The following is a 22,913-nucleotide window of genomic DNA, read 5'->3' as shown; positions in this document are numbered from 1 at the left end:
CTCCTAGCGTTCCACCAGCGCTGTGCGCGCGTTGAACCAGTTCATGAAGGCCGCGACCGACAGGCTCAGGCCCAGGTAGCTCAGCATCCAGATCGCCACGACCTCGACGGACTGGCCGGTCTGGTTCAGCACCGTGGAGCCCACGGCGACCAGTTCCGGATAGCCCACGGCAAGGCCCAGCGAGGAGTTCTTGGTCAGGTTGAGATACTGGCTTGTAAGCGGCGGTATGATGATCCGGAGAGCCTGCGGTACCACGACCAGACGCAGCGTCAGCGACCGCGACAGGCCCAGCGCATAGGCCGCTTCCGTCTGGCCCTTGGAAACGGCCAAAATGCCGGCGCGGACGATCTCCGCGATGAAGGCCGCCGTGTAGAAGGCAAGAGCCAGGAAAAGCGAAAGGAACTCGGGGCGGATGTGCCAGCCGCCGGTGAGGTTGAACCGGGTCGCCTGCGGAATCTCGAAGGTCATCGGGAAACCGGTGACTGCGAAGACGACCAGCGGAAGGCCGACGATCAGGCCCAGCGAGGGCCAGACGACGGATGGGCGATGCCCCGTCTCAAGCTGCTGCGCCTTCGCGCGCCTGGCGAGAATCCAGGCGCCCGCAATGCCGATGAAAAGTGCGGCCAGCGTCCAGATGGCCGACGGGTCGAAGCGCGCCGCCGGAATCTGCAGGCCGCGGTTGCTCAGATAAGCGCCGAGGAAGGAAACCTGGATCGCATCTCGCGGCAGCGGCAGGACCGTCAGCACGCCGAAGTACCAGAACAGGATCACCAGCAGCGGCGGGATGTTCCGGAAGGTCTCCACGTAGATGGTCGCCAGTCCGCGCAGGAGATAGTTCCGGGACAGGCGCGCAATGCCGATGATGAATCCGACGATAGTGGCAAGCACGATGCCCGCGCCGGACACGATGATGGTGTTGACGATGCCGACGAGCAGCGCCCGTCCATAGGTGGAATTGGCCGTGTAGTCGATGGGCACCTGCCCGATGTCGAAACCGGCGCGATTTGAGAGGAAGCCAAATCCGGTCGCGATCTTGGAACGCGTCAGATTGGCCATGGTATTGCTGACAAGCCATGCCGCGAAGGCGGTGATGACTATGATCAGCACGATCTGAATGATCAGACCGCGTGTTCTGGGATCCCGCATGAGCGATACCCGCTCGCGGGGTCTCTCGATACTGTGGCTATAGACCGTCATTGGACCTGCCGCTCAAGGCGGGGTCAGAACGCTTGCGGAAAGCGAACTGCCCCCGCATGTTCAAACACAAGAGCCGCGCAGGACGCGCGGCTCCGGTTAGGCTTCACTCAGCGAACGGGCGGAGCGTACTGCAGGCCACCCTTGGTCCAGAGCGCGTTCAGACCGCGCTGGATCTTGAGCGGTGTGTCGGGACCAATGTTGCGGTCGAAAATCTCGCCGTAGTTGCCGACGGCCGAGATCACGTTGACCATCCAGTCGTTGGACAGGCCGATGTCGGCACCGAAATTGCCGTCCTGGCCGAGCAGACGGCGGATGTCCGGATTGTCGGAGTTCACCATCTCCTTCACGTTGGCCTGGGTAACGCCCAGCTCCTCGGCATTGATGAGGCCGAAGTGCACCCATTTGACGATGTCAAACCACTGCTCGTCGCCCTGGCGCACCAGAGGACCAAGGGGCTCCTTGGAGATGATTTCCGGCAGAACGACATGTTCGTCGGGATTGGCCATCTCAAGGCGGCTCGCGTAGAGACCGGACGCGTCCGTCGTCAGCACGTCGCAGCGGCCCTGCTCGTAGGCCGAGTTCACGTCATTCTGCGATTCGATAACGACCGGCTGGAATTCCATGTTGTTGGAACGGAAGTAGTCGGTCAGGTTCAGCTCGGTGGTGGTGCCGCTCTGCACGCATACGGTGGCGCCGGAAAGCTGAAGGGCCGAGGTCACGTTCAGATCCTTGCGGACCATGAAGCCCTGGCCGTCGTAATAATTGACGCCCACGAAGTTGAGGCCCAGCGCCGTGTCACGGTTCATGGTCCAGGTCGTGTTACGGGCCAGCATGTCCACTTCGTTGTTCTGCAGCGCGGGGAAGCGCTGAACAGCCGACAGTGGCGTGAACTGAACCTTCGATGCGTCGCCATCGAAGATCGCCGCTGCAACCGCACGGCAGTAATCGACGTCGAAACCCTTCCACGAGCCATCGTCATCCTGATAGCCGAAGCCCGGCAGGCCTGTGTTGACGCCACAGCGCAGGACGCCCGCCTTCTTCACGTCGTCCAGTGTAGCGCCGCTGGCAGTGCTTGCTGCGAGAGCGACGATCGAAACACCGAGAAGTGTCTTGATCAGGTTCCTCATGTTCATTCCCCTTATTGTTCTCAGTTAGGGCTTGCCCGACGACCATGCGAAAGACCGGCCTCGTTCCCACCGATCCTCCCATTCCAAGCCACTTTCTACATCGAATTTCATAATATGAACGAGGTCAAGCACGAAAGATTTCAACCGACCACATTTCTAGAGGCATTCACAATCAGTTAAAGGCCACCTCGCCTTCCGCACAGCCAGAATGATTGCTCTGCCGGATCAATATTTCGGCATATATGGCTGTTTGCGACTTCGCAAAACCCGCGCAAATGCAGGATATATACGGATTCTCAATGATGCTTATCCTATAGAACATGCATCGCGTGTTTATTTATTGTGCATTACAGTATCATGTTGAGCGTCATTGCAGCAGCCATTGTTCATATCAGTAACATTGCCCACGAAAATTCCCGCAACGGCAGACCCCGTCCGAACGACCTCGACGGGTTGCGATTTCAGCAGATCCTTGCGGAAAGAAGCTGCCCGGCACATGAGGATTACGCCGCCAAGGTTGCCTGCATCCTCACCAAGTCCAGCCATGCGATAACAGCCGCGTCCCATTGGGATCAATCCGGTCATCTCAATGGCGCCGAGTTCATCCTGCAGTTCGACAAGTCGACCCGCCTTCCACGGGCGGAAATCCCTTCGCATATCCGGCAGGTCGGGCCGGCCTTCCTGCAGGCAGCGGACACAGCCCCAATGGGGGCGCAAGCCGGCACACAGCCGGTTCAGGCAGAGCAAACGGACGACAGGATCCGCGTCACCGATACGGACAAGCCTTCCGGCGAGACCTCGTAGGTGCCCGCCGCGGGCCTGCTTTCCTGCTCATGCCCGCAAACGGGCCAGGACGCGTTCCCTGCCAATCAGGGGTAGCAGCAGACCAAGTTCCGGCCCGGAATCGCGGCCGGTGAGCGCCAGGCGCAGCGGATGGAAGAGTTCCCTGCCCTTGCGACCGGTGGCCGCCTTCACGGCGCTGGTCCAGGTACGCCAAGTGCCTTCGTCCCAGGGCTCGTCGGGCAGGAGGTCAGCCGCGGAGCGCACGAAGGCGCGATCCTCTTCCGACAGTCCGACGGCGGCGGGCCCATCATTGACGATGGTCCACCACTCGGTGGCGTCCGCCACGCGGTCGAGGTTGCCGCGCACGGCAAGCCAGAAGGTTTCAGCCTTCTCGCCCATGATGCCGAGGGCAGCCAGGCGGTCCGACGCCTCCCCGAACGGCATGGCCTGCACGAGCGCGCGGCTCAGCACCATGAGTTCGGCCGGGTCGAATTTCGCGGACGACTTCGAGCTCGAGGCGGGATCAAAGCGTTCCGCCAAGGCTTCCATGGTCGGGCAGGCCTCGACTGCCGAGGACGTGCCGATCAGCACGGCGAGCGAGGCGACGGCCATCGGCTCGATGCCCTGCTCGCGCAGGCTGCGGATGGAGAGCGCCCCGGTGCGCTTGGACAGTCCCTCGCCTGTCGAGGTTGTCAGAAGATTGTGGTGGCCGAAGGCGGGGGGCTCCGCGCCGAGGGCGCGGAAGAGCGCGATCTGCGCTCCGGTGTTGGTCACATGGTCGTCGCCGCGGATGATGTGCGTGATGCCGAGGTCGATGTCATCCACCACCGAGGGAAGCGTGTAGAGGAACGTGCCGTCCTCGCGCACCAAAATCGGGTCGGACATGGAGGCAAGATCGACAGTCTGGGGACCGCGGACGAGGTCGTTCCAATGGACCTCGGTACGCTGCGGCTCGAACGGGTCCGTATCGAAGTTGGGCAGAAGGAAGCGCCAGTGGGGCTTGCGTCCTTCCGCCTCGTAAGCCCTGCGCTGTTCATCGGTCAGCTTCAGGGCCTCACGACCATAGATTGGCGGCAGGCGGCGCGAAAGGCGGATCTTGCGGCGGCGCTCGAGCTCCTCCGGTGTCTCGTAACAGGGATAGAGGACGCCGGCGGCCTTGAGCTTCTCCACCGCCTGTTCATAGAGGTCAAAGCGGTCCGACTGGCGGCAGACGTAATCCGGGCGGATGCCGAGCCAGGCCAGGTCCTCCTCGATCTGGTCGGCATACTCCTTTCGCGAGCGCTCCCGGTCGGTGTCGTCGAAGCGCAGAATGAAGCGGCCGTCATTCTTCAGCGCAAACAGCCAGTTGAACAGGGCCGTGCGCGCGTTGCCGATGTGGATCTGCCCCGTCGGAGAGGGCGCGAAGCGAACAGTGATGGTCATTGCGTCCTGACAGCCTCCAGCCGTTATTCTTGTGACGCCGCAGCGCGCCTCAGGAGCGGTCACGGAACTTGTTGGTGATCGGGTAGCGCCGGTCGCGGCCGAAGTTCTTGCGGGTGATCTTCACGCCGGGGGCGGCCTGCCGGCGCTTGTATTCGGCCACGTAGAGCATGTGCTCGACGCGGTGCACCAGCGCGCGGTCGTGGCCGCGGGCGACGATATCGTCGACGCTCATCTCGTTCTCGACCAGGCACTCGAGAATGTCGTCGAGAACCGGGTAAGGCGGCAGCGTGTCCTGGTCGGTCTGGTTCTCGCGCAACTCCGCCGACGGCACCTTCTCGATTATGGAAACCGGGATCACCTCCCCCGCAGGTCCCAGCGCTCCCACGGGCACATGAGCGTTGCGCCAGCGGCAGAGCGCGTAGACCTGCATCTTGTAGAGGTCCTTGATCGGGTTGAAGCCGCCATTCATGTCGCCGTAGAGAGTGGCGTAGCCCACCGACATCTCGGACTTGTTGCCGGTGGTGATCACCATCGAGCCGAACTTGTTGGAAAGCGCCATGAGCAGCGTGCCGCGCGTGCGGCTCTGCAGGTTCTCTTCGGTGACGCCGGGATCGGTGCCCTCGAAGAAGGGCTCGAGCGCCCGCATGAAGCCTTCCACCGGCTCGTGGATCGGCAGGTAGTCATACTTGCAGCCGAGCGCGCGGGCGCATTTCTCGGCGTCCTCGACGGAACCCTGCGACGTGTAGCGATAGGGCAGCATGACCGCCCTCACCCGCTCCGCACCGAGCGCATCGACGGCCATGGCCGCACAAAGCGCGGAATCGACACCGCCCGACAGGCCAAGGATGACGCCGGGGAATCCGTTCTTGTTCACATAGTCGCGCAGGCCGAGCACGCAGGCGGTGTAGTCGGCCTCCTCGTTTTCGGGCAGCCGCACCATCGGCCCCTCGGCGCAGATCCAGGTGTCGCCCTCGCGCTTCCAGACGGTGAGCGCGAGGTCCTCGGCGAACTCCGGCATCTGGAAGGCCAGAGACTTGTCTGCTTGGATGGCGAAGGAGGCGCCGTCGAAGACGAGCTCGTCCTGGCCGCCCACCATGTTGGCATAGAGGATCGGCAATCCGGTCTCGATCACCTGGCGGATGACCACCTGATGGCGGCGGTCCACCTTGCCGCGATGATACGGCGAGCCGTTGGTGACGAGCAGGATTTCGGCTCCGGCCTCGGCCAGCGTCTCGCAGACGCCGAGATCGCCCCAGATGTCCTCGCAGACCGGCAGGCCGATGCGCACACCGCGGTAGTTGACAGGACCGCCGATGTGCGGGCCGGCGACGAAGACGCGCTTCTCGTCGAACTCGCCATAGTTGGGGAGATCAACCTTGTAGCGTTCGGCGATGATCTCGCCATGGTCGAGCACGACCACGGAATTGTGGATGCCGCTCGCGCGCTTCAGAGGCGTGCCGATGACCACGCCGGGACCGCCGTCGGCGGTGTCCTTGGCAAAATCCCGGATGGCCTCCTCGCAGGCGACGAGGAAAGCGGGTTTCAGAACCAGATCCTCCGGCGGGTAGCCGGCGATGAACAGCTCGGTGAACAGCACCAGGTCGGCGCCTCGGGCCGCCGCCTCCGCGCGGGCCTTGCGGGCCATCGCGAGATTCCCCGCAATGTCGCCCACGGTCGGATTGAGCTGCGCGACGGCAATTCGGAAGGTGTCAGTGAGTCTGTCCATCTCGGTCCCCTGCGAACTTGCAACGACCGTCTACAGCATCGCACGCCGGTTCGGAACCGGATTTTGCAGCAGCACCCCTCCCTGCAGAATTCAGCCGGCGTTCGACTGCGCGAATTGCGGCAGACCGTCGTCGATCTCGTAATAGTCGCCCTTGTCCGCAACGAAAATGTGGTGAAGGCCCTTGAGACCGGTTGGCTGGTCCAGCGAACCCATGAGAACGGCGATCCCCGGCCAGTCGTCACTCCGCCAGAACAGGCTCGAGCCGCAGCGGCCGCAGAAGCCACGGTAGGTCCGGGGCGAGGATTCGTACCACGTGAGTGTCCCGTCAGCGTCCAGCGACAGCTGATCGCGCTGGACGTTCACCGTGGCATAGTGATGGCCGGCCTGCCGGCGGCACATGGAACAGTGGCAGTAGGTGACGCCCCCCACCTCCCCGCTGATCCTGAAACGCACGCTGCCGCACAGGCAGCGGCCGCTTCTCAATTCGTACATGATTCCCTCCAGGAAAAGGACCGCTCAAACAGCAAGCCCGCCACGTGTGCCATGGCGGGCCCTGCAATCCGAACGAAAAGTTTTGATCCCAGCCTTCAGGCCGACTGTATCAGCCGGCGGCCGCGGCGACCATCGGCTGCGGCTTGCCGGCCGACGTCTCCTTGATGAGCTCCGCCACCAGGAAGGCGAGCTCCAGGGCCTGGTCGGCGTTGAGCCGCGGATCGCAGTGCGTGTGGTAGCGGTTCTGCAGGTCCTCTCCCGAAATGGCGCGGGCTCCGCCCGTGCATTCGGTGACGTTCTTGCCAGTCATCTCGATGTGGATACCGCCTGCATAGGTGCCCTCGGCGGCATGGACCTCGAAGAAGCGCCGCACCTCCGCCAGGATCAGATCGAACGGACGGGTCTTAAAGCCGTTGAGCGAGACTGTGTTGCCGTGCATCGGGTCGCAGGACCAGACGACCGAACGGCCCTCGCGCTTTACGGCGCGGATCAGTTTCGGCAGGTAATCGCCCACCTTCTCGGCCCCGAAACGGGCGATCAGCGTGAGGCGGCCCGGCTCGTTCTGCGGGTTCAGGATGTCGATGAGGGACAGGAGCGTGTCCGGATCCAGCGACGGACCGCACTTGAGACCGATAGGGTTCTTGACGCCGCGGCAGTACTCGACGTGGGCGTGGTCCGGCTGGCGCGTGCGGTCACCGATCCAGAGCATGTGGCCGGAGGTGGCGTACCAGTCGCCGGAGGTGGAGTCGACGCGGGTCAGCGCCTCCTCGTAACCGAGCAGCAGCGCCTCGTGGCTGGTGTAGAAGTCGGTCTCGCGCAGCGACGGATGCGTCTCGGCCGTGATGCCGATGGCGCGCATGAAGTCCATCGTCTCGGTGATGCGGTCGGCTATGACGCGATAGCGTTCGGCCTGCGGGCTGTCAGCCAGCGAGCTCACCATCCACTTGTGGACGTTCTCGAGGTTGGCGTAGCCGCCCTGCGCGAAGGCGCGCAGCAGGTTCAGCGTCGCGGCGGACTGGCGGTAAGCCATCTCCTGCCGGTTCGGATCCGGCGTGCGCGCGGTTTCCGTGAACTCGATGCCGTTGATGATGTCGCCGCGATAGGACGGCAGCGACACGCCGTCCTTGGTCTCCATGTCCGACGAGCGCGGCTTGGCAAACTGGCCGGCGATGCGGCCGACCTTCACCACCGGCTTGGCGCCGGCGAAGGTGAGAACGACGGCCATCTGGAGGAACACGCGGAAGAAGTCGCGGATGTTGTCCGCACCATGCTCCGCAAAGCTCTCCGCACAGTCGCCCCCCTGCAGAAGGAAAGCTTCGCCGTTGGCTACGGCAGCGAGCTGCTTCTTGAGCTTGCGGGCCTCACCGGCAAAAACAAGCGGCGGATAGGTGGCCAGGCGACCCTCGACTTCGGCGAGAAGTTCCGGATCCGGATAGGCCGGCACCTGCAGAATCGGCTTGTTTCTCCAGGAGTTTGGCGACCATTTCGTCATCGTTATCACCCGAAATAAGTATGTGCCCTTGCGCGGCTGAGGCTCCTTTACACGACGCGGGCAGGATATTCCAGCATTTATGGGCCGAGGATGTCTCCTCAGATTACACCTCAGCCCACCCGCTCGCCATTCACGATTCGATAGGTCGGCTGATACATGGTCACCAGCTCCTCGGCGGCAGTGGGATGAACGGCCATGGTGCGGTCGAAGACGTCCTTGGTCAGCCGGCCCTTGACCGCGATGCCCAGAAGCTGCGCCATCTCGCCGGCGTCGGGGCCGAGGATGTGGGCACCGACCACCCTGCGCGAGGCAGCGTCCACGACCAGCTTCATGATCATCCTTTCGTCGCGGCCAGCGAGCGTGTTCCGCATTGGGCGGAAGCTGGCGCGGTAGATCTCGATCTCGGGATAGCGCGCGGCGGCCGCTTCCTCGGAGAGGCCCACGGTGCCGATCTCCGGCTGGGAGAACACGGCCGTGGCGATGTCCTCGTGATCGACCGGAGTGGGATTGCCCTTGAACTCCGTCTCGATGAAGCACATGGCCTCGTGGATGGCGACGGGCGTGAGCTGGACGCGGTTGGTTACATCGCCCAGCGCCCAGATGTTATCGACATTGGTGCGCGAATATTCGTCCACGATGATTTCGCCCAGCGGCCCGGTCTTCACGCCCGCGGCCTCGAGGCCGAGCCCTTCCGTATTGGGCACGCGGCCGATCGCCAGCATGACGCGGTCAAACGTGTGCGTGCCGCCGGATTTCAAGGTCACGTCGAGCTGCCCGTCAGGACGCTTTTCGACCCTGGTGATAAGCTCCTGGCAGAGGATGCGGATGCCCTTGGCAGCCATCGCCTCGTGCACGCCGCGGCGCAGGTCGCCATCAAAGCGGGAGAGGATCTCCTTGCCACGGTAAATGAGAGTCGTCTCGACGCCGAGGCCGTGGAAGATGTTGGCGAATTCGACGGCAATGTAGCCACCGCCCTCGATGGCGATCGAGCGCGGCAGCTCCGGAAGGTCGAAGGCCTCGTTCGAGGAAATGCAATGTTCGCTGCCCGGCAGGTCCGGGTGCATGTTGGGTCGGGCGCCCGTGGCAATGACGATCCTCTCGGCGGTCACGGTCTCGGAACCAACCTGGACGGTGTGCTTGTCGAGCAGGACCGCCCTCGCCTCGAACAGGCGCGCGCCGGCGTTCTCCAGCCCCTTGCGGTAAAGCCCTTCGAGGCGGGTGATTTCCTTCTCCTTGTTGGCCACCAGGGTTGGCCAGTCGAAGGACGTCTCGCCGACCGTCCAGCCGTAGCCCGCCGCATCGGCGAAGTGCTCCGGGAACTGCGAGGCATAGACGTAGAGCTTCTTCGGCACGCAACCGCGGATCACGCAGGTGCCGCCGAACCGGTATTCCTCGGCGATGCCGACACGCTTGCCCATGGAGGCAGCAACGCGGGCTGAGCGAACGCCACCCGAACCACCGCCGATGACAAAGAGATCAAAATCGTAATCAGCCATCTGAAGCCTCGTTCTCGGCCAGAAACACCAAATTCGCGCGGACGTGGCTGTCCCGCGGCGTGCTGAGGGGCACACGTGCCGCCCGGGCCCTCGCGCCGGAGGGGCTGCGCAATTCCGGGCGGACCAATACCGCACTGCCTTGAATCGCGCTGCAGCGACGACACCCTGTTTCCTGTCCCGCCTGGTGCAATAGCCTGCCGGCCCACCTTCCGAAAGCCCTTTTCGACCAATATCGGGACGGTTCGCGCCAATACATTCCATCAACAGCAGAGCCGGTCACAAAACGCAGAAAGCCCGGCGCAGGGCCAGGCTTTCGAATCCGGCACGCGGAAGCTGATCGGACGATCAGTCCTTCTTCTCGGCAGGCTGCTGGCCCTGATTCTGGAGCGCCTCACCCAGAGCCTGGATCACCTGCTGGGACAGGTCGCGCATGACGCCATTGCGCCAGATCTCGGCTGCAGCCAGAGTCTCGCGCGACACCAGCGGGCCCTTGGTGATCAGCGCCTTGCCGGCTTCCGAAGAGTAGAAGGCATTGATGGCATTCAGCTCTTCGATCGAAAAGGCCTGGGCGTAGATCGAGGCCACTTCCTTCTCGAGATCGGCACGGCGGGAGGCAAGCTCGAGGGCCTTCTCGTCAACGGTCCGGTTGATCTCGTCGACCAGGTTCGGGCTCTGCTGGATCAGCTCCGCCTTCAGCTGCTGCGCCGCGATGGGCAGGACATTGTCGAACTCGTCCGTGGCGCCAAGAGCAGCAATCGTCGCACGCGCGGCCTTGAGATGTTCTTCAGAGAACTCCTGTGCAAGCGAGGGCAGCGACAGCGCCGCCAAGCCCATAACGGCGCCAATGGCAACAAGGCGTGCGCGTTTTGCCAAAGTCATCTTCGATCCTACTCCATGTCCTCGGTTCAAATCAGTTCTTCCCGTCTATCACCCTGACGCCACCTTCGCCGGCGACGATCGCGAGGCTTGCCAGTCCGATGAACAGGCCATGCTCCACGACTCCAGGGATCATGTTCAGTTCGTCTGCGAATGCTTTTGTAGCCGGAATACGGCCAAAAGATGCGTCGACAATGAAATGCCCACCGTCCGTAACAAAAGGCTTGCCATCCTTCATGCGCAGGCGGATCTCGCCGGTGAGGCCAAACTGGCGGCCAATGTGCTCGATCGCCAGAACCGTGGCCTTGAGACCAAAGGGATTGACCTCGATGGGTAGCGGGAAGGCTCCAAGCGTCTCGACCACCTTGCTCTCGTCCGCAATGACGATCATCCGGGAAGACGCCGCGGCAACGATCTTCTCGCGCAGCAACGCACCGCCGCCGCCCTTGATGAGAGCCAGGTGGGGGCCGATCTCGTCGGCGCCGTCGACGGTGAGGTCAAGGCTCGGCTCGTCATCCAACGTGGCTAGCGGAATACCGAGGCTGCGGGCCAGTTCCTCGGTGCGCACCGAGGTCGGCACGCCGACCACCTTCAGGCCGCCGGCCACCTTCTCCGCAAGAAGACGCACGAATTCCTCGGCCGTGGAGCCGGTGCCTAGACCAAGCTTCATTCCATCCTGGACATAGTCAAGCGCAGCACGGGCGGCCGCGATCTTCAACGCCTTGGGGTCAGCTGCCATCGTTCCGTTCCTGTTGTTCGGCTGGATCACTATCTTTTTTCACCGCTTCGGGCAAATGGTTCCACCCGCTGTTGCGCATTTCCCCCATCGGGGCTATCGCCTTCCACAGCTAAGATGCGCAGAAGGATCCGTCATGACCAAGCCGATCATCGTCTTCGACCTCGACGGGACGCTGGTGGAAACCGCGCCCGACCTGCTCGACAGCCTGAATCATTGCCTTCGCCATCTCAAGCTCCGGGAAGTCGACCCGGCCGAAGTCCGCAACTATGTCGGCAACGGGGCGCGGGTGATGATCGAACGCGCCTGCGAGGCACACGGTCACCGCCTTGGCCCGGACGAGCTCGAAGACGTCTTCCAGATCTTTCTGGAGCACTACCGGGCGAACATGCCCGGGAGGTCATATCCGTTCCCCGGCGTCATCCAGGCGATCGAAGCTTTCCAAGGAGCGGACTATCTCGCCGCCGTCTGCACCAACAAGCTGGAGGGCCTGTCACGGCGGCTGCTCGAGGGCCTTCGCATCGACCACTATTTCAGCGCCATCTGCGGCGCCGACACGTTCGCGCACCGGAAACCGGACCCGCGGCACCTGCTTGCAACCATCGCCATGGCTGGCGGAGACCCGGAACGCTGCGTGATGGTTGGCGATTCGCGCACCGACATCGATACCGCCAAGAATGCCGGCATTCCGGTCGTGGCCGTGGACTTCGGCTACACCGACCAGCCGGTGCACATGTTCGGGCCGTCGAAGGTGATTTCGCATTTCGACGAGCTGACGGTTGAGCTGGCCGAGCGGCTCATCCAGTCCGTCCGATCCGAGACGGCCTGACGGTCCGCCCTCCCCGCGATCAGGCACGCACGGGGCCAGCCGGCGCGCCTCCCTCCCCAACCAATCAAACAGAAAAGCCGCAGACCTTGCGGTCTGCGGCTTCGATCTGCAACCCGACTGTCCGGATCAGAACTTGTAGTTCACGCCGGCGCGGACGGTGTGGGTCGGGAACTTGATGTCGACGCCATCAACCTTGGTCTTGCCCAGGTCGGTGTACAGGTACTCGGTCTTGACCGACCAGTTGTTGTCGACGGCGTACTCTACGCCAGCACCGGCCGTCCAACCAACCTTGGTCTTGTTGAAGCGCACATCGTCACCGATGCTCTTGATGTTGCCGTAAGCAACACCACCGGTCACGTAGGTCAGAACCTTGTCGGTCGGCGTGAAGCCAACGCGAGCGCGGGTCGTGCCGAGCCACTTGTGCTTGACGCCACCCTTGTCATCCGGATCCTTGACCTCGGCCTTGGCGTTGGTAGCCTGAATATCAGTCTCGACACCGTAAACGAAGCTGCCGGACTGGAAGTTGTAACCACCCTGGGCACCGCCGATGAAGCCGCTGCCGGTGACATAGGCCGACTCACCCTCGAAGGAGCCCTTGGCCTTGCCACCGGTGTAGCCGGCGTTCAGACCGACATAGCCACCGGTCCAGTCATGCTGTGCCTGAATAGCAGGCGCCGCCGGAGCGGCGTCATAAGAATAAACGGCATCCGCCGCATAGGCAGCCGAAGAAGCAAGCGCAACCAGCGCAGTGGTAATTACGAGTCTCACGGGAACCCCCACTGAATGTTTGATGACCTGTAGTTACTACCTCTGCTGATTTTTTCCACCCCCAGATGGAGTAGGATTACCTACAACCTGGGAATGTGGTTATTTATATGTAAATCACCTGAAAAATCCAAGAAGATCGATGGTCCAGCCGCCCCTCTCTGGCAGCAAAATGAGGGAGTACCAGCAGGTTGCGAACATCGCCGCGTCAGGCCATCCAGCCGCCTGGCCATGTCTTTCAGAGAGCTTCGGCGCGGAGGTGCATGTGTTTCTCATGCGGTGAAACTGCAGACGCGTCTCTCGCGCGGAAAATAGCAGAAGGGCGGAACCTTGGTTCCGCCCTTCTGAAGATCGTTGCGAGATGCAGGATCCCGGTTTCCCGGATCCGCTTAGTTGCAGCGCGCCGTGTAGATGCGGCCGTGGCGATCGCGATACTCGCAGTAGCCGTTGCGGAGGTTGCGAACCAGCAGGCCGCCGAGCGCACCGGCGCCCGCGCCGATCACGGCACCGCGTCCACCGCCAACGATTCCGCCAACGACCGCGCCCGTGGCGGTGCCAATCGCGACGTCCTTCTCGGTGGTCGTGCATCCGGTCAGGGCCAGAGCAGCGACGGCTGCGATCACGATACTACGCATTTTTTCCTCTCTCCTTCGTGGATCGGTGACGCCAGCCCATCCCGACGCCACACATCATGCAGTTTCTTGCCAATCCAGCAGGCCGCCCGGTCACCGACAGCCCGCATCCGGAAAGACCACCGGCAGTCCAGCCGTTCAAGCGCCACAGGTGTCACCGGATATTTCCGCCGAGCCCCTCCGTGGAAAGACTGCCAATAGAATCGGCAGCGGACGACGCGTGCGCAAAGCTTTCCGGCGAGGCCTGCGCCCCGATGTCGGGAGCATGCTTTCGCACCTGAATGATCGTCACAGCGAAGCTGGCCCACACAAGCGCGACAAAAACAAACATCGCCACCTGCCGGCCAAGTCCCGTGTGTCTTTCCATCTCAGTGCCCCCACGCGTCGGCTAACAAATATATTAGCAAATGATTTATGTCCATCGCGGCCGCCCTTCCTGTCCTGACAGAATCGGCGCCAGGCACCCCTCCCCGGGCATCCCGTGCGCCGAGAGCGGGCAGCCCTGAAGACGGAAAGTCTGCGAACCGGGGAGCGCACATGGACCTGAGCAGCGGTCCGACAGCCGTGATTCCCGTGCGAGACCAGCGCTCCGCCATGTGATAGCACCGCGGCAAGGGCCCGGGGACAAAGCCGTTTCCGGCAACAAAATCCACAGCGTTGCGAAGGGCCTTGACTTGGACGGAACCGAAGCACTATATCCGGGCCGTTCCTGAAACACGGAACGCCATCACACGATGGTTCGTGGGGGATTAGCTCAGAGGGAGAGCGTCCGCTTCACACGCGAAAGGTCACTGGTTCGATCCCAGTATCCCCCACCATTTCCTCCTCTCCTCCTCAAGCATTCCTGACCTCCCGCAAAGCAGATGTGCTTTCACGCTTTCCTGCGTCCGCACGCCCTCGCCGCCCGCGCCATGACCACCTAGCACGGTTTCTTTCGCACGGGCTGGAATAGATTCGCGCAAAAGGATTCGGCTGCCGCCCTTCCGGAGGGAGGCCTATCTGCGTTTCCGGGTATCAGCGTTCCAAGGCATTCACACCGAAGGCGTAGCAGCGCAACCGCAAGAAATGAAAAGGCCGGAGAACGCGTCCCCGGCCCGGCATTCCCATCCCGCGGGCAACCGATCCGTCAGGAGCCCGCCGAGCGCAGGTCCGCAACCGCGGTCAGCGCCTTGGCGAGATGCGCGTCGCGGCCGTAGATATCGTCGAAATACCCGATGTTTCCCGAGGCATCCGGCCAGGCGGTGAAATAGGCCACGTAGACCGGGATCTTCACCGGGACGTTGCGGCGGCTGTTTTTGCCGCCGGCGATCATCTTGCCGACCTCTTCCTTGCTGACGCCGAGCACGGCCGCGGCCATCGCACGCGGGTCCTCGAGCCGTACGCAGCCGTGGCTGAAGGCGCGCACGTCACGGCTGAAGAGATGCTTCTGCGCTGTGTCGTGCATGTAGATGTCGTGGCTGTTGGGGAACATGATCTTCAGTTCGCCCAGGGAATTGCTCGGTCCCGGCTTCTGGCGCACGCTGAAGGGCACGTTGCTGCCGTACTGGTTCCAGTCGATCGAGGCGGAGGACACGCGCTTGCCGTTCCGGTCGAACACCTCGTAGCCGGCCCGGTCCAGGTAGCCCGGATCGCTGCGCAGGCGTGGCAGCTTCTCGTTGACGAGGATCGAGCGCGGAACGCCCCAATAGGGGTTGAATTCGACGTACTCGATCTCGTCATGGAAGAAATAGGTCTGGTTGGTCGTGGAGCCGACCACCGTCCGCATGTTGAGCTTTTCCTGGCCGTTCTCAAAGAATACAGCCGTGAACGACGGGACGTTCAGCACCACCCGCGTGGAACCCAGATGGGACGGGTGCCAGCGCAGGCGCTCCATGGACAGGAGAATCTTCTGAATCTTCGCTGAGCGGTTCTCGCCGGCCAACATCGAAACGGTGCGACGGCCGATGATACCGTCGGGGTTCAGGTTGTGCTGGCGCTGGACGGCCTTGATGACCGGCACCAGCTCGCTCGAATAGGTGTCCGATCCGGCCAGGGCTGCCAGCACGGCGCCGTGCTCTTCGCGAATGTTTTCGTCGGCGCGGCGGTCGATGAGACGGAGAAGCTTGGGAAAGTCCGGATGGCTGCCGCCCGGCTTCAGCAACAGGTTGGCATCGACGACCACCTCGTCGTCATCGGCCGCCTCGGCGCGCAGACGGGCGAGTTCTGCCTTCAGGGCGGCGAACTCCTCATTCTGCGGATGCAGGGACTGCAGATAGCGCTCCGGCGAACCCGATCCGGTCAGGATTCCGAGCACGACCCCGGGATCCATCGCCTTCGGCTTGAAATCGTGGAAGCCGGAGAGCTTGTTCGGGTCAACCCGCCCCACGCGGGCGTCGCGGGCATAACGCAGGGCCTTTGCCGACAGCGCGAGCTCGAAGCGCAGCATTTCCTGGAGTCGGCGCGAGCGCCCTTCCTCGTCCGATGCCTGCGCGAGACGCGGCTTCGAGACAGAGTAGTCGGACCCGTTCAGGCCGTATTCCTCGGCGCGGTCGAGCAGGTCCAGGACTCGCCCTGCCCGTTCGGTCGGCCCGTTCGCATCCACCCAGACGAACTGCGGATGCTTGGCATAGTGGGAAACGACAGCCTCAGCGACCGCCTTCTCGACGCGCAGGTCGAATGCCTGCAGAGCGTCCAGGGCGGCGCGGAACTCCTGCTCCGCCTCGCTCGCCGCGCCTGTTTCCGGCAAAGGCTTGAGCGCGGCCTTCAGGGACGCTAGGTCAAGGGCGACCAGCGCTGCAGGCTTGTAGTTGTAGAACGACGGGGCGGAAACCTTCTTGACAGGCACGGGCTTCATCGCCCGGGTGGCTCCGGCAGGGGTGGCAGGCGGCGAAACTTCCGCCTGCGGCTGAACCGTCCGTTGCTGCTGGGCGCGTCCGCCGAACAGCCGGTCGAAGAAGGTCTGGGAACTGGCCGGAAAAGCTACAGCAGAAAGGACAGCGGCCAATGCCAATACCGACGCCGCGCCCTTCATTCTAACCGTCCTTGTCATCTATTGCGCCCCTGCGTGTCGCCGACCTGCCCGCGAAGCACGCCGGCCGGCATGCACGTCAGGCTGATCCATCGGACGTTAACTACGAGTCTAAGGTGAATGAACAGTAAGCGCCCCCGCGCCTTACGGCGTTCTCCAGTCACAATTTCGTGACAACGATCAACTTTTGCGAGCCAATCCCTTTTCCTCGAGCTCCCGCAAATATTCGGCCCAAAGCTCATCGCGCTTGCGGGCCAGTTCCTCCAGATAGGCCCAGGTGTAGAGGCCGGTCGAGTGGCCGTCGCTGAAGACGATGCGGATAGCGTAATTGCCGATCGGCTCGATGTTCGTGATGGTGACGTTTTCCTTGCCCGTGACCAGGACGCGCTGTTCCGGGGAGTGCCCCTGCACCTCGGCAGACGGCGACAGAACCCTCAGCATTTCCGCCGAAAGCCCGACAGGTTCCTCGCCCGGAAAGGCCACGGTCAGGACATTTCGCTCCCTTGATACCCTCAGCTCGCTCGGCGCTCTCACAATCCCGCAATCCTTCAAGACTCGTGCTGGCAACATGTGCAAACAATGATAGAACATCCGCACCCGGTTGAAAAAGCCGGTGCAATGGCCACATTGGGCTGCGGAGGAAAAACAAGGGCCGGCTGCGAAGCCGGCGAACGGCGGTTGGGAGGAAAGAAGGCGGCGCCATGACAGAAGTGAAGCCCGGAAGCAGCATGATCGACCCGTTCGGACGGGCGATCACCTATCTGCGCGTTTCGGTCACCGACCGGTGCGACTTCCGCTGCGTCTACTGCATGGCCGAGAACATGACCTTCCTGCCGAAGAAGGACCTGCTCAGCCTCGAGGAGCTCGAGCGACTGTGCACCGTCTTCATCGAGAAGGGCGTGCGCAAGCTCAGACTCACGGGCGGCGAGCCCCTGGTGCGCAAGAACATCATGCACCTGGTGCGCCAGCTCTCCCAACATCTGAAGACCGGCGCCCTGGAGGAACTGACGCTCACCACCAACGGGTCGCAGCTTGAACGTTTCGCGGAAGAGCTCGCCGATTGCGGCGTCAGGAGAATCAACGTGTCGATCGACACGCTGGATCCGGAGAAGTTCCACGCCATCACCCGCTGGGGGCACCTGGACAAGGTGATGCGCGGGATCGACGCGGCGCAGGCGGCGGGCATCCAGATCAAGATCAACGCCGTTGCCCTCAAGGGCTTCAACGAACTCGAACTGCCGGACATGTTGCGCTGGGCGCATCGCCGCGGCTTCGACATGACCATCATCGAGACGATGCCGATGGGCGACATCGACGGCGACCGGACCGAGCAGTACCTGCCGCTTTCGCAGGTGCGGGCGCAGCTCGCGCGCGAGTTCACGCTGACCGACATCGACTACAAGACGGGCGGCCCCGCGCGCTATGTTCGCGTCGAGGAAACCGGCGGACGCCTCGGGTTCATCACCCCCCTCACCCACAATTTCTGCGAAAGCTGCAACCGCGTGCGGCTCACCTGCACCGGCACGCTCTACATGTGCCTCGGCCAGGAGGATGCGGCGGACCTCAGAACGCCGCTCAGGATGTCGGAAAGCAACGAGCTTGTCTCGCAGGCGATCGACGAGGCGATCGGTCGAAAGCCCAAGGGCCACGACTTCGTCATCGACCGTCGCACCAAGCGGCCTTCAATCGCCCGCCACATGAGCGTTACCGGCGGTTAGAACAAGGGCTTCGGCACCGGCTACCTTACCCTCTTGCAAGAGTCCTGAGAGCACCGCCGCGATCCGCATCACGGCCGCGCTTCAGGATGAGACCGCGCGCCACGCGCACAACCCGTTCCCAACCACGATGCCATCGCCGCCAGTGTCTTGCCGACCCTGCGGCCCCTTCGCTTCGGCTTGCTTCCGCGCCTCGGGTAGAGTCCGGTGCATAATCCTATTTGCCGGTTCATGGCCCCGCTTGCCGAGTCACGGACAGAAAGATAAGCATTGCTTATCATTTCGGTTTGGAGCTTCCGCCTTGTCAGCCAATGTTCGCGGCGCACTGTTCCTGTGCATTGCAATGGCTTGCTTCTCGATCAACGACACTCTGGTCAAGGTGGCGCTGGGATCGCTGACGCTCGGGCAGATCATCTTCCTGCGTGGCATGATGGCGACGGCCATGCTGGTGGCGGTGTTCCACCGGTCGCTCCGGCTAGAACAGCTCCGGCTGATGCGGCACCCGGCCGTGGTTCTGCGCACCATCGGCGAGCTCACCGCAACCTTCTTCTACCTGATCTCGCTGATCTATCTCACCGTCGGTTTCATGACGTCGATCTTCCAGGCGCTACCCCTGGCGGTCACCGCGGGCGCCGCACTGTTCTTCGGCGAGCCGGTCGGCTGGCGGCGCTGGCTGGCGGTCACCGTAGGCTTCGTCGGCATGCTGATCATCGTGCGGCCGGGTCTCGAGGGTTTCAACGTCTGGTCACTGGCGACGCTTGCCTCGGTGTTCTGCTCGGCGCTGCGCGACCTCAGCACACGAAACGTACCGAAACAGCTCAGCACGGCCGTGCTTTCGACGGTCACAGCATTCCTGGTCGCCATCGCCGGCTTCATCGCCATCGAGCCGCTGGGAGGCTGGCAGCCGGTATCGGCGGAAGTGTTGGCGATCGTGTTCGCCGCGGCCGTTTTCCTGATCGCCGGTTATCACTATCTCATCGTGGCCATGCGCGAGGGTGAAATCTCATTCATGGCGCCGTTCCGCTACACCGGCCTCTTGTGGGCGACGTTCCTCGGCTTCGTGGTCTTCGGCGATATTCCGGATCGCTACACGATCATCGGCGCGGCGATCGTCGTCGGGTCGGGCCTCTACGTCATCTACCGCGAGCGCATCACCAAGAGAGCCATGGCGGTAGTGAAGTCCACCAGCACGAGCGTGGTTCCCGATGGACTCTAGGACCGAACAGACACGCGGCGCCGCAGCCGCAGGAGAGGTGCGCTTTCTCGATGCCTCGACCCCGCCGCACATCATCACGCTGATCTGCGCCACGGCGACGGCGGCGCTGTCGACGAACCTGTTCCTGCCTTCGCTGCCGGGCATGGCTGCCTATTTCGGAACCGAGTACAGCGTCATCCAGCTCACGGTGTCGCTCTATCTGGCGGCGCAGGCGGTGCTGCAGCTTGGGATTGGGCCGGCGTCGGACCGGTTCGGGCGGCGGCCGGTGATGCTGTTCGGCTTTGGCGTGTTCCTTGTGGCGACGCTCGCGGCGCTGTGGGCGCCCAACATTCACGTGCTCATCGCCTGCCGGCTGTTCCAGGCGTTTGCCGTCTGCGGGATGGTTCTGGCGCGGGCGATCGTGCGCGACACATCGGAGCCGGCCGATGCGGCGAGCAAGCTTGGCTATGTCATGATGTGCATGACCGTCGCGCCCATGGTGGGCCCGATGATCGGCGGCTTCCTCGACGAGATGTTCGACTGGCGGGCCTCGTTCTGGCTGATGGCTGCAATCGGCGTCCTCACGATCGCGATCGTTTACAAGGACCTGGGCGAAACCAACGCGAACAAGATGCCAAGCATGCTGGCCCAGATGAAGGCCTATCCGGAGGTGATCCGGTCGCGCAGGTTCTGGGGCTACTCGATCACGGCCGCCTGCTCGTCGGGCGCGTTCTTTGCCTTCATCGGCGGCGGACCGTTCGTCTCCACGGAGGTGCTTGGCCTGTCGCCCACCCAGTACGGCATGTATTTCGCCAGCATCAGCATCGGCTATGCGTTCGGCAACTTCCTGTCCAGCCGGATCACCCGGCGGGTCGGCATCAACCGTATGATGCTTGCGGGCAACAGCCTGGGCTTCAGTGCCATGCTCCTTTGCGTCGGCCTGTTCCTCGCGGGGCTCCACCATCCGCTTTCGCTGTTTGCCCCGATGATCCTGGTCGGCCTGGGCGCGGGCCTGACGCAGCCCAGCGCGGCAACCGGCATGGTGAGCGTGCGCCCGCGCCTCGCCGGCTCGGCCTCGGGCCTCGGCGGAAGCATCCAGATCGCCGGGGGCGCGGGCTTTGCGACCATCGCCGGCACCATGCTGGACAGGGACGCCGGGGTCTACCCGCTGCTCACGGTCATGACCGCGGCGCTTTTCATGGCTATCCTGTCGACGCTCTACGTGATCCGTGTATCGCGGCAGGTGGGCGAGGAAATGTGAACCGTTCGAGGGTGAACCATCGAGGGGCGAATGCCGATGCGGGTTGCAGGGGTCGTCATAGCCGGCGGACAGTCCACCAGGATGGGCGGCGGCGACAAGTGCCTGAAACTGCTCGATGACCGGCCGTTGCTCGCGCATGTGGCCGAACGGCTGCGAGGCCAAAGCGAAGCGCTGGTTCTGAACGCCAATGGCGACCCTGCCCGCTTTTCGCCCTGGATGACGCAGATCGTTCCCGATGAAATGCCCGATCTCGGGCCCCTCGGCGGGATCCACGCCGGCCTGAAGTGGGCTGCAGCACATCCCTCCGGCTTCACCCATATCGTCACCGCCGCCGCCGACACGCCATTCTTTCCCCTGGACCTCACGAACCGGCTGACGGAGACGGCCGCAGGCATGGATCGCGTCGCGCTGGCAGCCTCGGCCGGACGGGTGCATCCTGTCTTCGGGCTGTGGCCGGTGACCATGCTCGAGGCGCTCGGGGCGTTCCTGGCGCGGGCGGGCGCCGCCTCCGTCCGGCGTTTCGCCGAGGGGGAAGGACGGGCTGCCATCGCCGAGTTTCCGCTGGAAGATGGGTTCGACCCCTTCTTCAACGTCAACACGCCTGGCGACCTCACCCTCGCCAGGGAGATTGCGGCAAGAAGGAACACAAAGCTTTGAACAGACGCATCTTCGGCATCACCGGCTGGAAGAACTCCGGAAAGACCACCCTCACCGAGAGGCTCGTCAGCCATTTCGCGGCCCGCGGCCTCAGGGTCGCCACCGTGAAGCACGCCCATCACAGTTTCGACATCGACCACGAGGGAACCGACTCCTGGCGGCACCGCCATGCGGGCTCCGTGGAGACGGCGATCGTCTCATCGGCGCGGTGGGCGATCGTGCATGAACTCAGGGGAGCGACCGAGCCCGGACTGGATGAAATCATTTCAAAATTAAGCCCTTGCGATCTAATTCTCGTCGAGGGGTTCAAGAATGACGGTCATCCCAAGATCGAGTGTCGCCGCGCGGGAGCAAAGGAGCGGACACCGATGGCGGGACGCATCTCGAACATCGTCGCCATCGCGAGCGACGATCCGCTGGCCGAGCCCGCCGACCCGCCTGCATTCTCGCTCGACGACATCGAAGGCATCGCCAAATTCATTGCGGATTTCCACGGAATCCCGAGGTAGTCCCTCATCTGGGCTTTGCACGATTGCATTTCCCGCTTAAACGTTAGAGGTATCACTCTCTACGCCAATAATCGGAATGATCTGGCGCGGGAGCTACATGGGGAATGCAAATGAAAATGATAAAGTATTCTATTGCCGGTCTGATGGCAGCGGCCACTCTACTGGGCGCGAATATGGGTAGTGCTCAGGAAAAGCTGAAGATCAAGATCGGCACCGAAGGTGCCTATGCGCCGTTCAACTATCTGGACTCGGGTGGGGAGCTGAAGGGCTTTGACATCGACATCGCGAAGGCACTCTGCGAGGAGATGGAGGCCGAATGCGAGTTCGTGACCCAGGAGTGGGACGGCATGATTCCCGCCCTGCAGGCGGGCAAGTTCGACGCAATCATCGCCTCCATGTCCATCACGGAGGAACGCAAGCAGCAGGTCGATTTCACCGACAAGTATTACAACACCCCGCCGGCGATCGCCGTGCCGGTGTCTTCGGACATCAAGGGCGTGACGAAGGAAGACCTGGCGGGCAAGGTGATCGGCGCGCAGGCGTCCACCACGCACGCAGCCTTCGCCGAGGCAACCTACACGGACAGCACCATCCAGCTCTATCCCACGGCCGAGGAATACCAGCTCGACATGGCCAATGGCCGTCTCGACGCCGTAGTCGATGACGTCATCGTGCTCGACGAGTGGCTGGATTCCGAAGGTGGCGAGTGCTGCCACATCCTCGACACCGTGACGCCGCCGGTCGAGATCTATGGCGAGGGCATCGGCATCGCGCTGCGCAAGGGCAGCGACGAGCTGCGCGAGAAGTTCAACGCCGCGATCAAGGCCATCCGCGAAAACGGAAAATACAAGGAAATCAACGATAAGTACTTCGCATTTGACGTTTACGGCGGTTGATTTCAATGGCGGCCCGACGGTAGTACCGGTCCGGGCCGCCATTTCATTTGAGTATTCTATTGAGCCGCGCTTGCCAAAGTCGCGGACCAGGCGATTGTAG

21 protein-coding genes and 1 tRNA gene are annotated in these 22,913 nt (G+C 63.0%); 9 read left to right on the top strand and 13 right to left on the bottom strand.

Features of this window, described 5'->3' with window-relative positions:
* Positions 1-3 precede the first annotated feature (3 nt).
* Both ABD906_RS03355 and ABD906_RS03350 read right to left on the bottom strand, forming a co-directional pair.
* Positions 4-1,197: an amino acid ABC transporter permease gene (locus ABD906_RS03355; RefSeq protein ID WP_345098201.1), complete on the bottom strand. Its 1,194-nt coding sequence runs from the start codon at positions 1,195-1,197 to the stop codon at positions 4-6.
* A 107-nt stretch (positions 1,198-1,304) separates the two neighbouring features.
* On the bottom strand, positions 1,305-2,324 hold the full coding sequence (locus tag ABD906_RS03350; protein ID WP_345098200.1) for an amino acid ABC transporter substrate-binding protein: 1,020 nt from the start codon (positions 2,322-2,324) through the stop codon (positions 1,305-1,307).
* A gap of 357 nt (positions 2,325-2,681) precedes the next feature.
* On the opposite strand from ABD906_RS03350, the gene ABD906_RS03345 reads away from it, so the two are divergent.
* Positions 2,682-3,128, top strand: coding sequence for a hypothetical protein (locus ABD906_RS03345; protein ID WP_345098199.1), 447 nt, complete (start codon positions 2,682-2,684; stop codon positions 3,126-3,128).
* A gap of 27 nt (positions 3,129-3,155) precedes the next feature.
* Here the strand turns inward: ABD906_RS03345 and gltX are convergent, their stop codons facing one another.
* The 7 genes from gltX to rpiA all read right to left on the bottom strand — a co-directional run bounded on the left by gltX (position 3,156) and on the right by rpiA (position 11,350).
* Positions 3,156-4,529, bottom strand: coding sequence for a glutamate--tRNA ligase (gene gltX / locus ABD906_RS03340; protein ID WP_345098198.1), 1,374 nt, complete (start codon positions 4,527-4,529; stop codon positions 3,156-3,158).
* A 49-nt stretch (positions 4,530-4,578) separates the two neighbouring features.
* On the bottom strand, positions 4,579-6,255 hold the full coding sequence (locus ABD906_RS03335; RefSeq protein WP_345098196.1) for an NAD+ synthase: 1,677 nt from the start codon (positions 6,253-6,255) through the stop codon (positions 4,579-4,581).
* A 90-nt stretch (positions 6,256-6,345) separates the two neighbouring features.
* A complete protein-coding gene (locus ABD906_RS03330) occupies positions 6,346-6,747 on the bottom strand; it encodes a GFA family protein (protein WP_345098195.1) in 402 nt (133 codons plus the stop codon).
* 109 nt (positions 6,748-6,856) lie between these two features.
* On the bottom strand, positions 6,857-8,239 hold the full coding sequence (locus ABD906_RS03325; RefSeq protein ID WP_345098194.1) for a class II 3-deoxy-7-phosphoheptulonate synthase: 1,383 nt from the start codon (positions 8,237-8,239) through the stop codon (positions 6,857-6,859).
* 110 nt (positions 8,240-8,349) lie between these two features.
* Positions 8,350-9,735, bottom strand: a complete 1,386-nt coding sequence (gene gor / locus ABD906_RS03320; RefSeq protein WP_345098193.1) for a glutathione-disulfide reductase — start codon at positions 9,733-9,735, stop codon at positions 8,350-8,352.
* 345 nt (positions 9,736-10,080) lie between these two features.
* Entirely contained in the window at positions 10,081-10,614 is a 534-nt protein-coding gene (locus ABD906_RS03315; RefSeq protein ID WP_345098192.1) for a DUF2059 domain-containing protein, read from the bottom strand.
* A 31-nt stretch (positions 10,615-10,645) separates the two neighbouring features.
* Complete coding sequence (rpiA, locus tag ABD906_RS03310; protein ID WP_345098191.1) at positions 10,646-11,350, bottom strand: ribose-5-phosphate isomerase RpiA; 705 nt, start codon at positions 11,348-11,350, stop codon at positions 10,646-10,648.
* 133 nt (positions 11,351-11,483) lie between these two features.
* On the opposite strand from rpiA, the gene ABD906_RS03305 reads away from it, so the two are divergent.
* Positions 11,484-12,176, top strand: coding sequence for an HAD family hydrolase (locus ABD906_RS03305; RefSeq protein WP_345098190.1), 693 nt, complete (start codon positions 11,484-11,486; stop codon positions 12,174-12,176).
* 126 nt (positions 12,177-12,302) lie between these two features.
* Here ABD906_RS03305 and ABD906_RS03300 read toward each other — a convergent pair whose 3' ends face one another.
* Together ABD906_RS03300 and ABD906_RS03295 are read right to left on the bottom strand one after the other, a co-directional pair.
* The gene (locus tag ABD906_RS03300) at positions 12,303-12,944 is read right to left on the bottom strand and encodes an outer membrane protein (RefSeq protein ID WP_345098189.1); all 642 of its coding nucleotides are present in this window, start codon (positions 12,942-12,944) and stop codon (positions 12,303-12,305) included.
* 386 nt (positions 12,945-13,330) lie between these two features.
* On the bottom strand, positions 13,331-13,576 hold the full coding sequence (locus tag ABD906_RS03295) for a YMGG-like glycine zipper-containing protein (protein ID WP_345098188.1): 246 nt from the start codon (positions 13,574-13,576) through the stop codon (positions 13,331-13,333).
* Between the two features lie 740 nt (positions 13,577-14,316).
* Here ABD906_RS03295 and ABD906_RS03290 point away from each other — a divergent pair.
* Positions 14,317-14,391 (top strand) — tRNA-Val (locus ABD906_RS03290).
* 308 nt (positions 14,392-14,699) lie between these two features.
* On the opposite strand, the gene ABD906_RS03285 is transcribed toward ABD906_RS03290, so the two are convergent.
* The gene (locus tag ABD906_RS03285; protein ID WP_345098187.1) at positions 14,700-16,583 is read right to left on the bottom strand and encodes a L,D-transpeptidase family protein; all 1,884 of its coding nucleotides are present in this window, start codon (positions 16,581-16,583) and stop codon (positions 14,700-14,702) included.
* Between the two features lie 177 nt (positions 16,584-16,760).
* The gene (locus ABD906_RS03280) at positions 16,761-17,114 is read right to left on the bottom strand and encodes a gamma-butyrobetaine hydroxylase family protein (RefSeq protein WP_345098186.1); all 354 of its coding nucleotides are present in this window, start codon (positions 17,112-17,114) and stop codon (positions 16,761-16,763) included.
* A gap of 167 nt (positions 17,115-17,281) precedes the next feature.
* On the opposite strand from ABD906_RS03280, the gene moaA reads away from it, so the two are divergent.
* From moaA to ABD906_RS03250, 6 genes are all read left to right on the top strand, one after another.
* On the top strand, positions 17,282-18,298 hold the full coding sequence (moaA, locus tag ABD906_RS03275; protein WP_345098185.1) for a GTP 3',8-cyclase MoaA: 1,017 nt from the start codon (positions 17,282-17,284) through the stop codon (positions 18,296-18,298).
* A 298-nt stretch (positions 18,299-18,596) separates the two neighbouring features.
* Positions 18,597-19,511: a DMT family transporter gene (locus ABD906_RS03270; RefSeq protein ID WP_345098184.1), complete on the top strand. Its 915-nt coding sequence runs from the start codon at positions 18,597-18,599 to the stop codon at positions 19,509-19,511.
* Positions 19,501-20,751, top strand: a complete 1,251-nt coding sequence (locus ABD906_RS03265) for a multidrug effflux MFS transporter (RefSeq protein ID WP_345098183.1) — start codon at positions 19,501-19,503, stop codon at positions 20,749-20,751. The genes ABD906_RS03270 and ABD906_RS03265 overlap by 11 nt, the downstream gene beginning before the upstream one ends.
* Positions 20,752-20,787: 36 nt before the next feature.
* Positions 20,788-21,408: a molybdenum cofactor guanylyltransferase MobA gene (mobA, locus tag ABD906_RS03260; protein WP_345098182.1), complete on the top strand. Its 621-nt coding sequence runs from the start codon at positions 20,788-20,790 to the stop codon at positions 21,406-21,408.
* Positions 21,405-21,917, top strand: a complete 513-nt coding sequence (mobB, locus tag ABD906_RS03255) for a molybdopterin-guanine dinucleotide biosynthesis protein B (RefSeq protein ID WP_345098181.1) — start codon at positions 21,405-21,407, stop codon at positions 21,915-21,917. Before mobA ends, mobB begins: the two co-directional genes overlap by 4 nt.
* Positions 21,918-22,060: 143 nt before the next feature.
* Positions 22,061-22,813 carry an ABC transporter substrate-binding protein gene (locus ABD906_RS03250; protein WP_345098299.1) on the top strand — a complete coding sequence of 251 codons (753 nt, stop codon included), beginning with the start codon at positions 22,061-22,063 and terminating at the stop codon, positions 22,811-22,813.
* Positions 22,814-22,913 lie beyond the last annotated feature (100 nt).

It is taken from the genome of Chelativorans composti (genome assembly GCF_039541695.1).
GTDB lineage: Bacteria > Pseudomonadota > Alphaproteobacteria > Rhizobiales > Rhizobiaceae > Chelativorans > Chelativorans composti.
This window is presented reverse-complemented; position numbering and strand designations above follow the sequence as displayed.

What these genes read in the sequence shown, in the direction of transcription:
- ABD906_RS03355 (WP_345098201.1), bottom strand. Translation starts at nt 1,197, where the DNA reads ATGACGGTCTATAGCCACAGTATCGAGAGACCCCGCGAGCGGGTATCG.
- ABD906_RS03350 (WP_345098200.1), bottom strand. Translation starts at nt 2,324, where the DNA reads ATGAGGAACCTGATCAAGACACTTCTCGGTGTTTCGATCGTCGCTCTC.
- ABD906_RS03345 (WP_345098199.1), top strand. Translation starts at nt 2,682, where the DNA reads ATGTTGAGCGTCATTGCAGCAGCCATTGTTCATATCAGTAACATTGCC.
- gltX (WP_345098198.1), bottom strand. Translation starts at nt 4,529, where the DNA reads ATGACCATCACTGTTCGCTTCGCGCCCTCTCCGACGGGGCAGATCCAC.
- ABD906_RS03335 (WP_345098196.1), bottom strand. Translation starts at nt 6,255, where the DNA reads ATGGACAGACTCACTGACACCTTCCGAATTGCCGTCGCGCAGCTCAAT.
- ABD906_RS03330 (WP_345098195.1), bottom strand. Translation starts at nt 6,747, where the DNA reads ATGTACGAATTGAGAAGCGGCCGCTGCCTGTGCGGCAGCGTGCGTTTC.
- ABD906_RS03325 (WP_345098194.1), bottom strand. Translation starts at nt 8,239, where the DNA reads ATGACGAAATGGTCGCCAAACTCCTGGAGAAACAAGCCGATTCTGCAG.
- gor (WP_345098193.1), bottom strand. Translation starts at nt 9,735, where the DNA reads ATGGCTGATTACGATTTTGATCTCTTTGTCATCGGCGGTGGTTCGGGT.
- ABD906_RS03315 (WP_345098192.1), bottom strand. Translation starts at nt 10,614, where the DNA reads ATGACTTTGGCAAAACGCGCACGCCTTGTTGCCATTGGCGCCGTTATG.
- rpiA (WP_345098191.1), bottom strand. Translation starts at nt 11,350, where the DNA reads ATGGCAGCTGACCCCAAGGCGTTGAAGATCGCGGCCGCCCGTGCTGCG.
- ABD906_RS03305 (WP_345098190.1), top strand. Translation starts at nt 11,484, where the DNA reads ATGACCAAGCCGATCATCGTCTTCGACCTCGACGGGACGCTGGTGGAA.
- ABD906_RS03295 (WP_345098188.1), bottom strand. Translation starts at nt 13,576, where the DNA reads ATGCGTAGTATCGTGATCGCAGCCGTCGCTGCTCTGGCCCTGACCGGA.
- ABD906_RS03285 (WP_345098187.1), bottom strand. Translation starts at nt 16,583, where the DNA reads ATGAAGGGCGCGGCGTCGGTATTGGCATTGGCCGCTGTCCTTTCTGCT.
- moaA (WP_345098185.1), top strand. Translation starts at nt 17,282, where the DNA reads ATGACAGAAGTGAAGCCCGGAAGCAGCATGATCGACCCGTTCGGACGG.
- ABD906_RS03265 (WP_345098183.1), top strand. Translation starts at nt 19,501, where the DNA reads ATGGACTCTAGGACCGAACAGACACGCGGCGCCGCAGCCGCAGGAGAG.
- mobA (WP_345098182.1), top strand. Translation starts at nt 20,788, where the DNA reads ATGCGGGTTGCAGGGGTCGTCATAGCCGGCGGACAGTCCACCAGGATG.
- ABD906_RS03250 (WP_345098299.1), top strand. Translation starts at nt 22,061, where the DNA reads ATGGCAGCGGCCACTCTACTGGGCGCGAATATGGGTAGTGCTCAGGAA.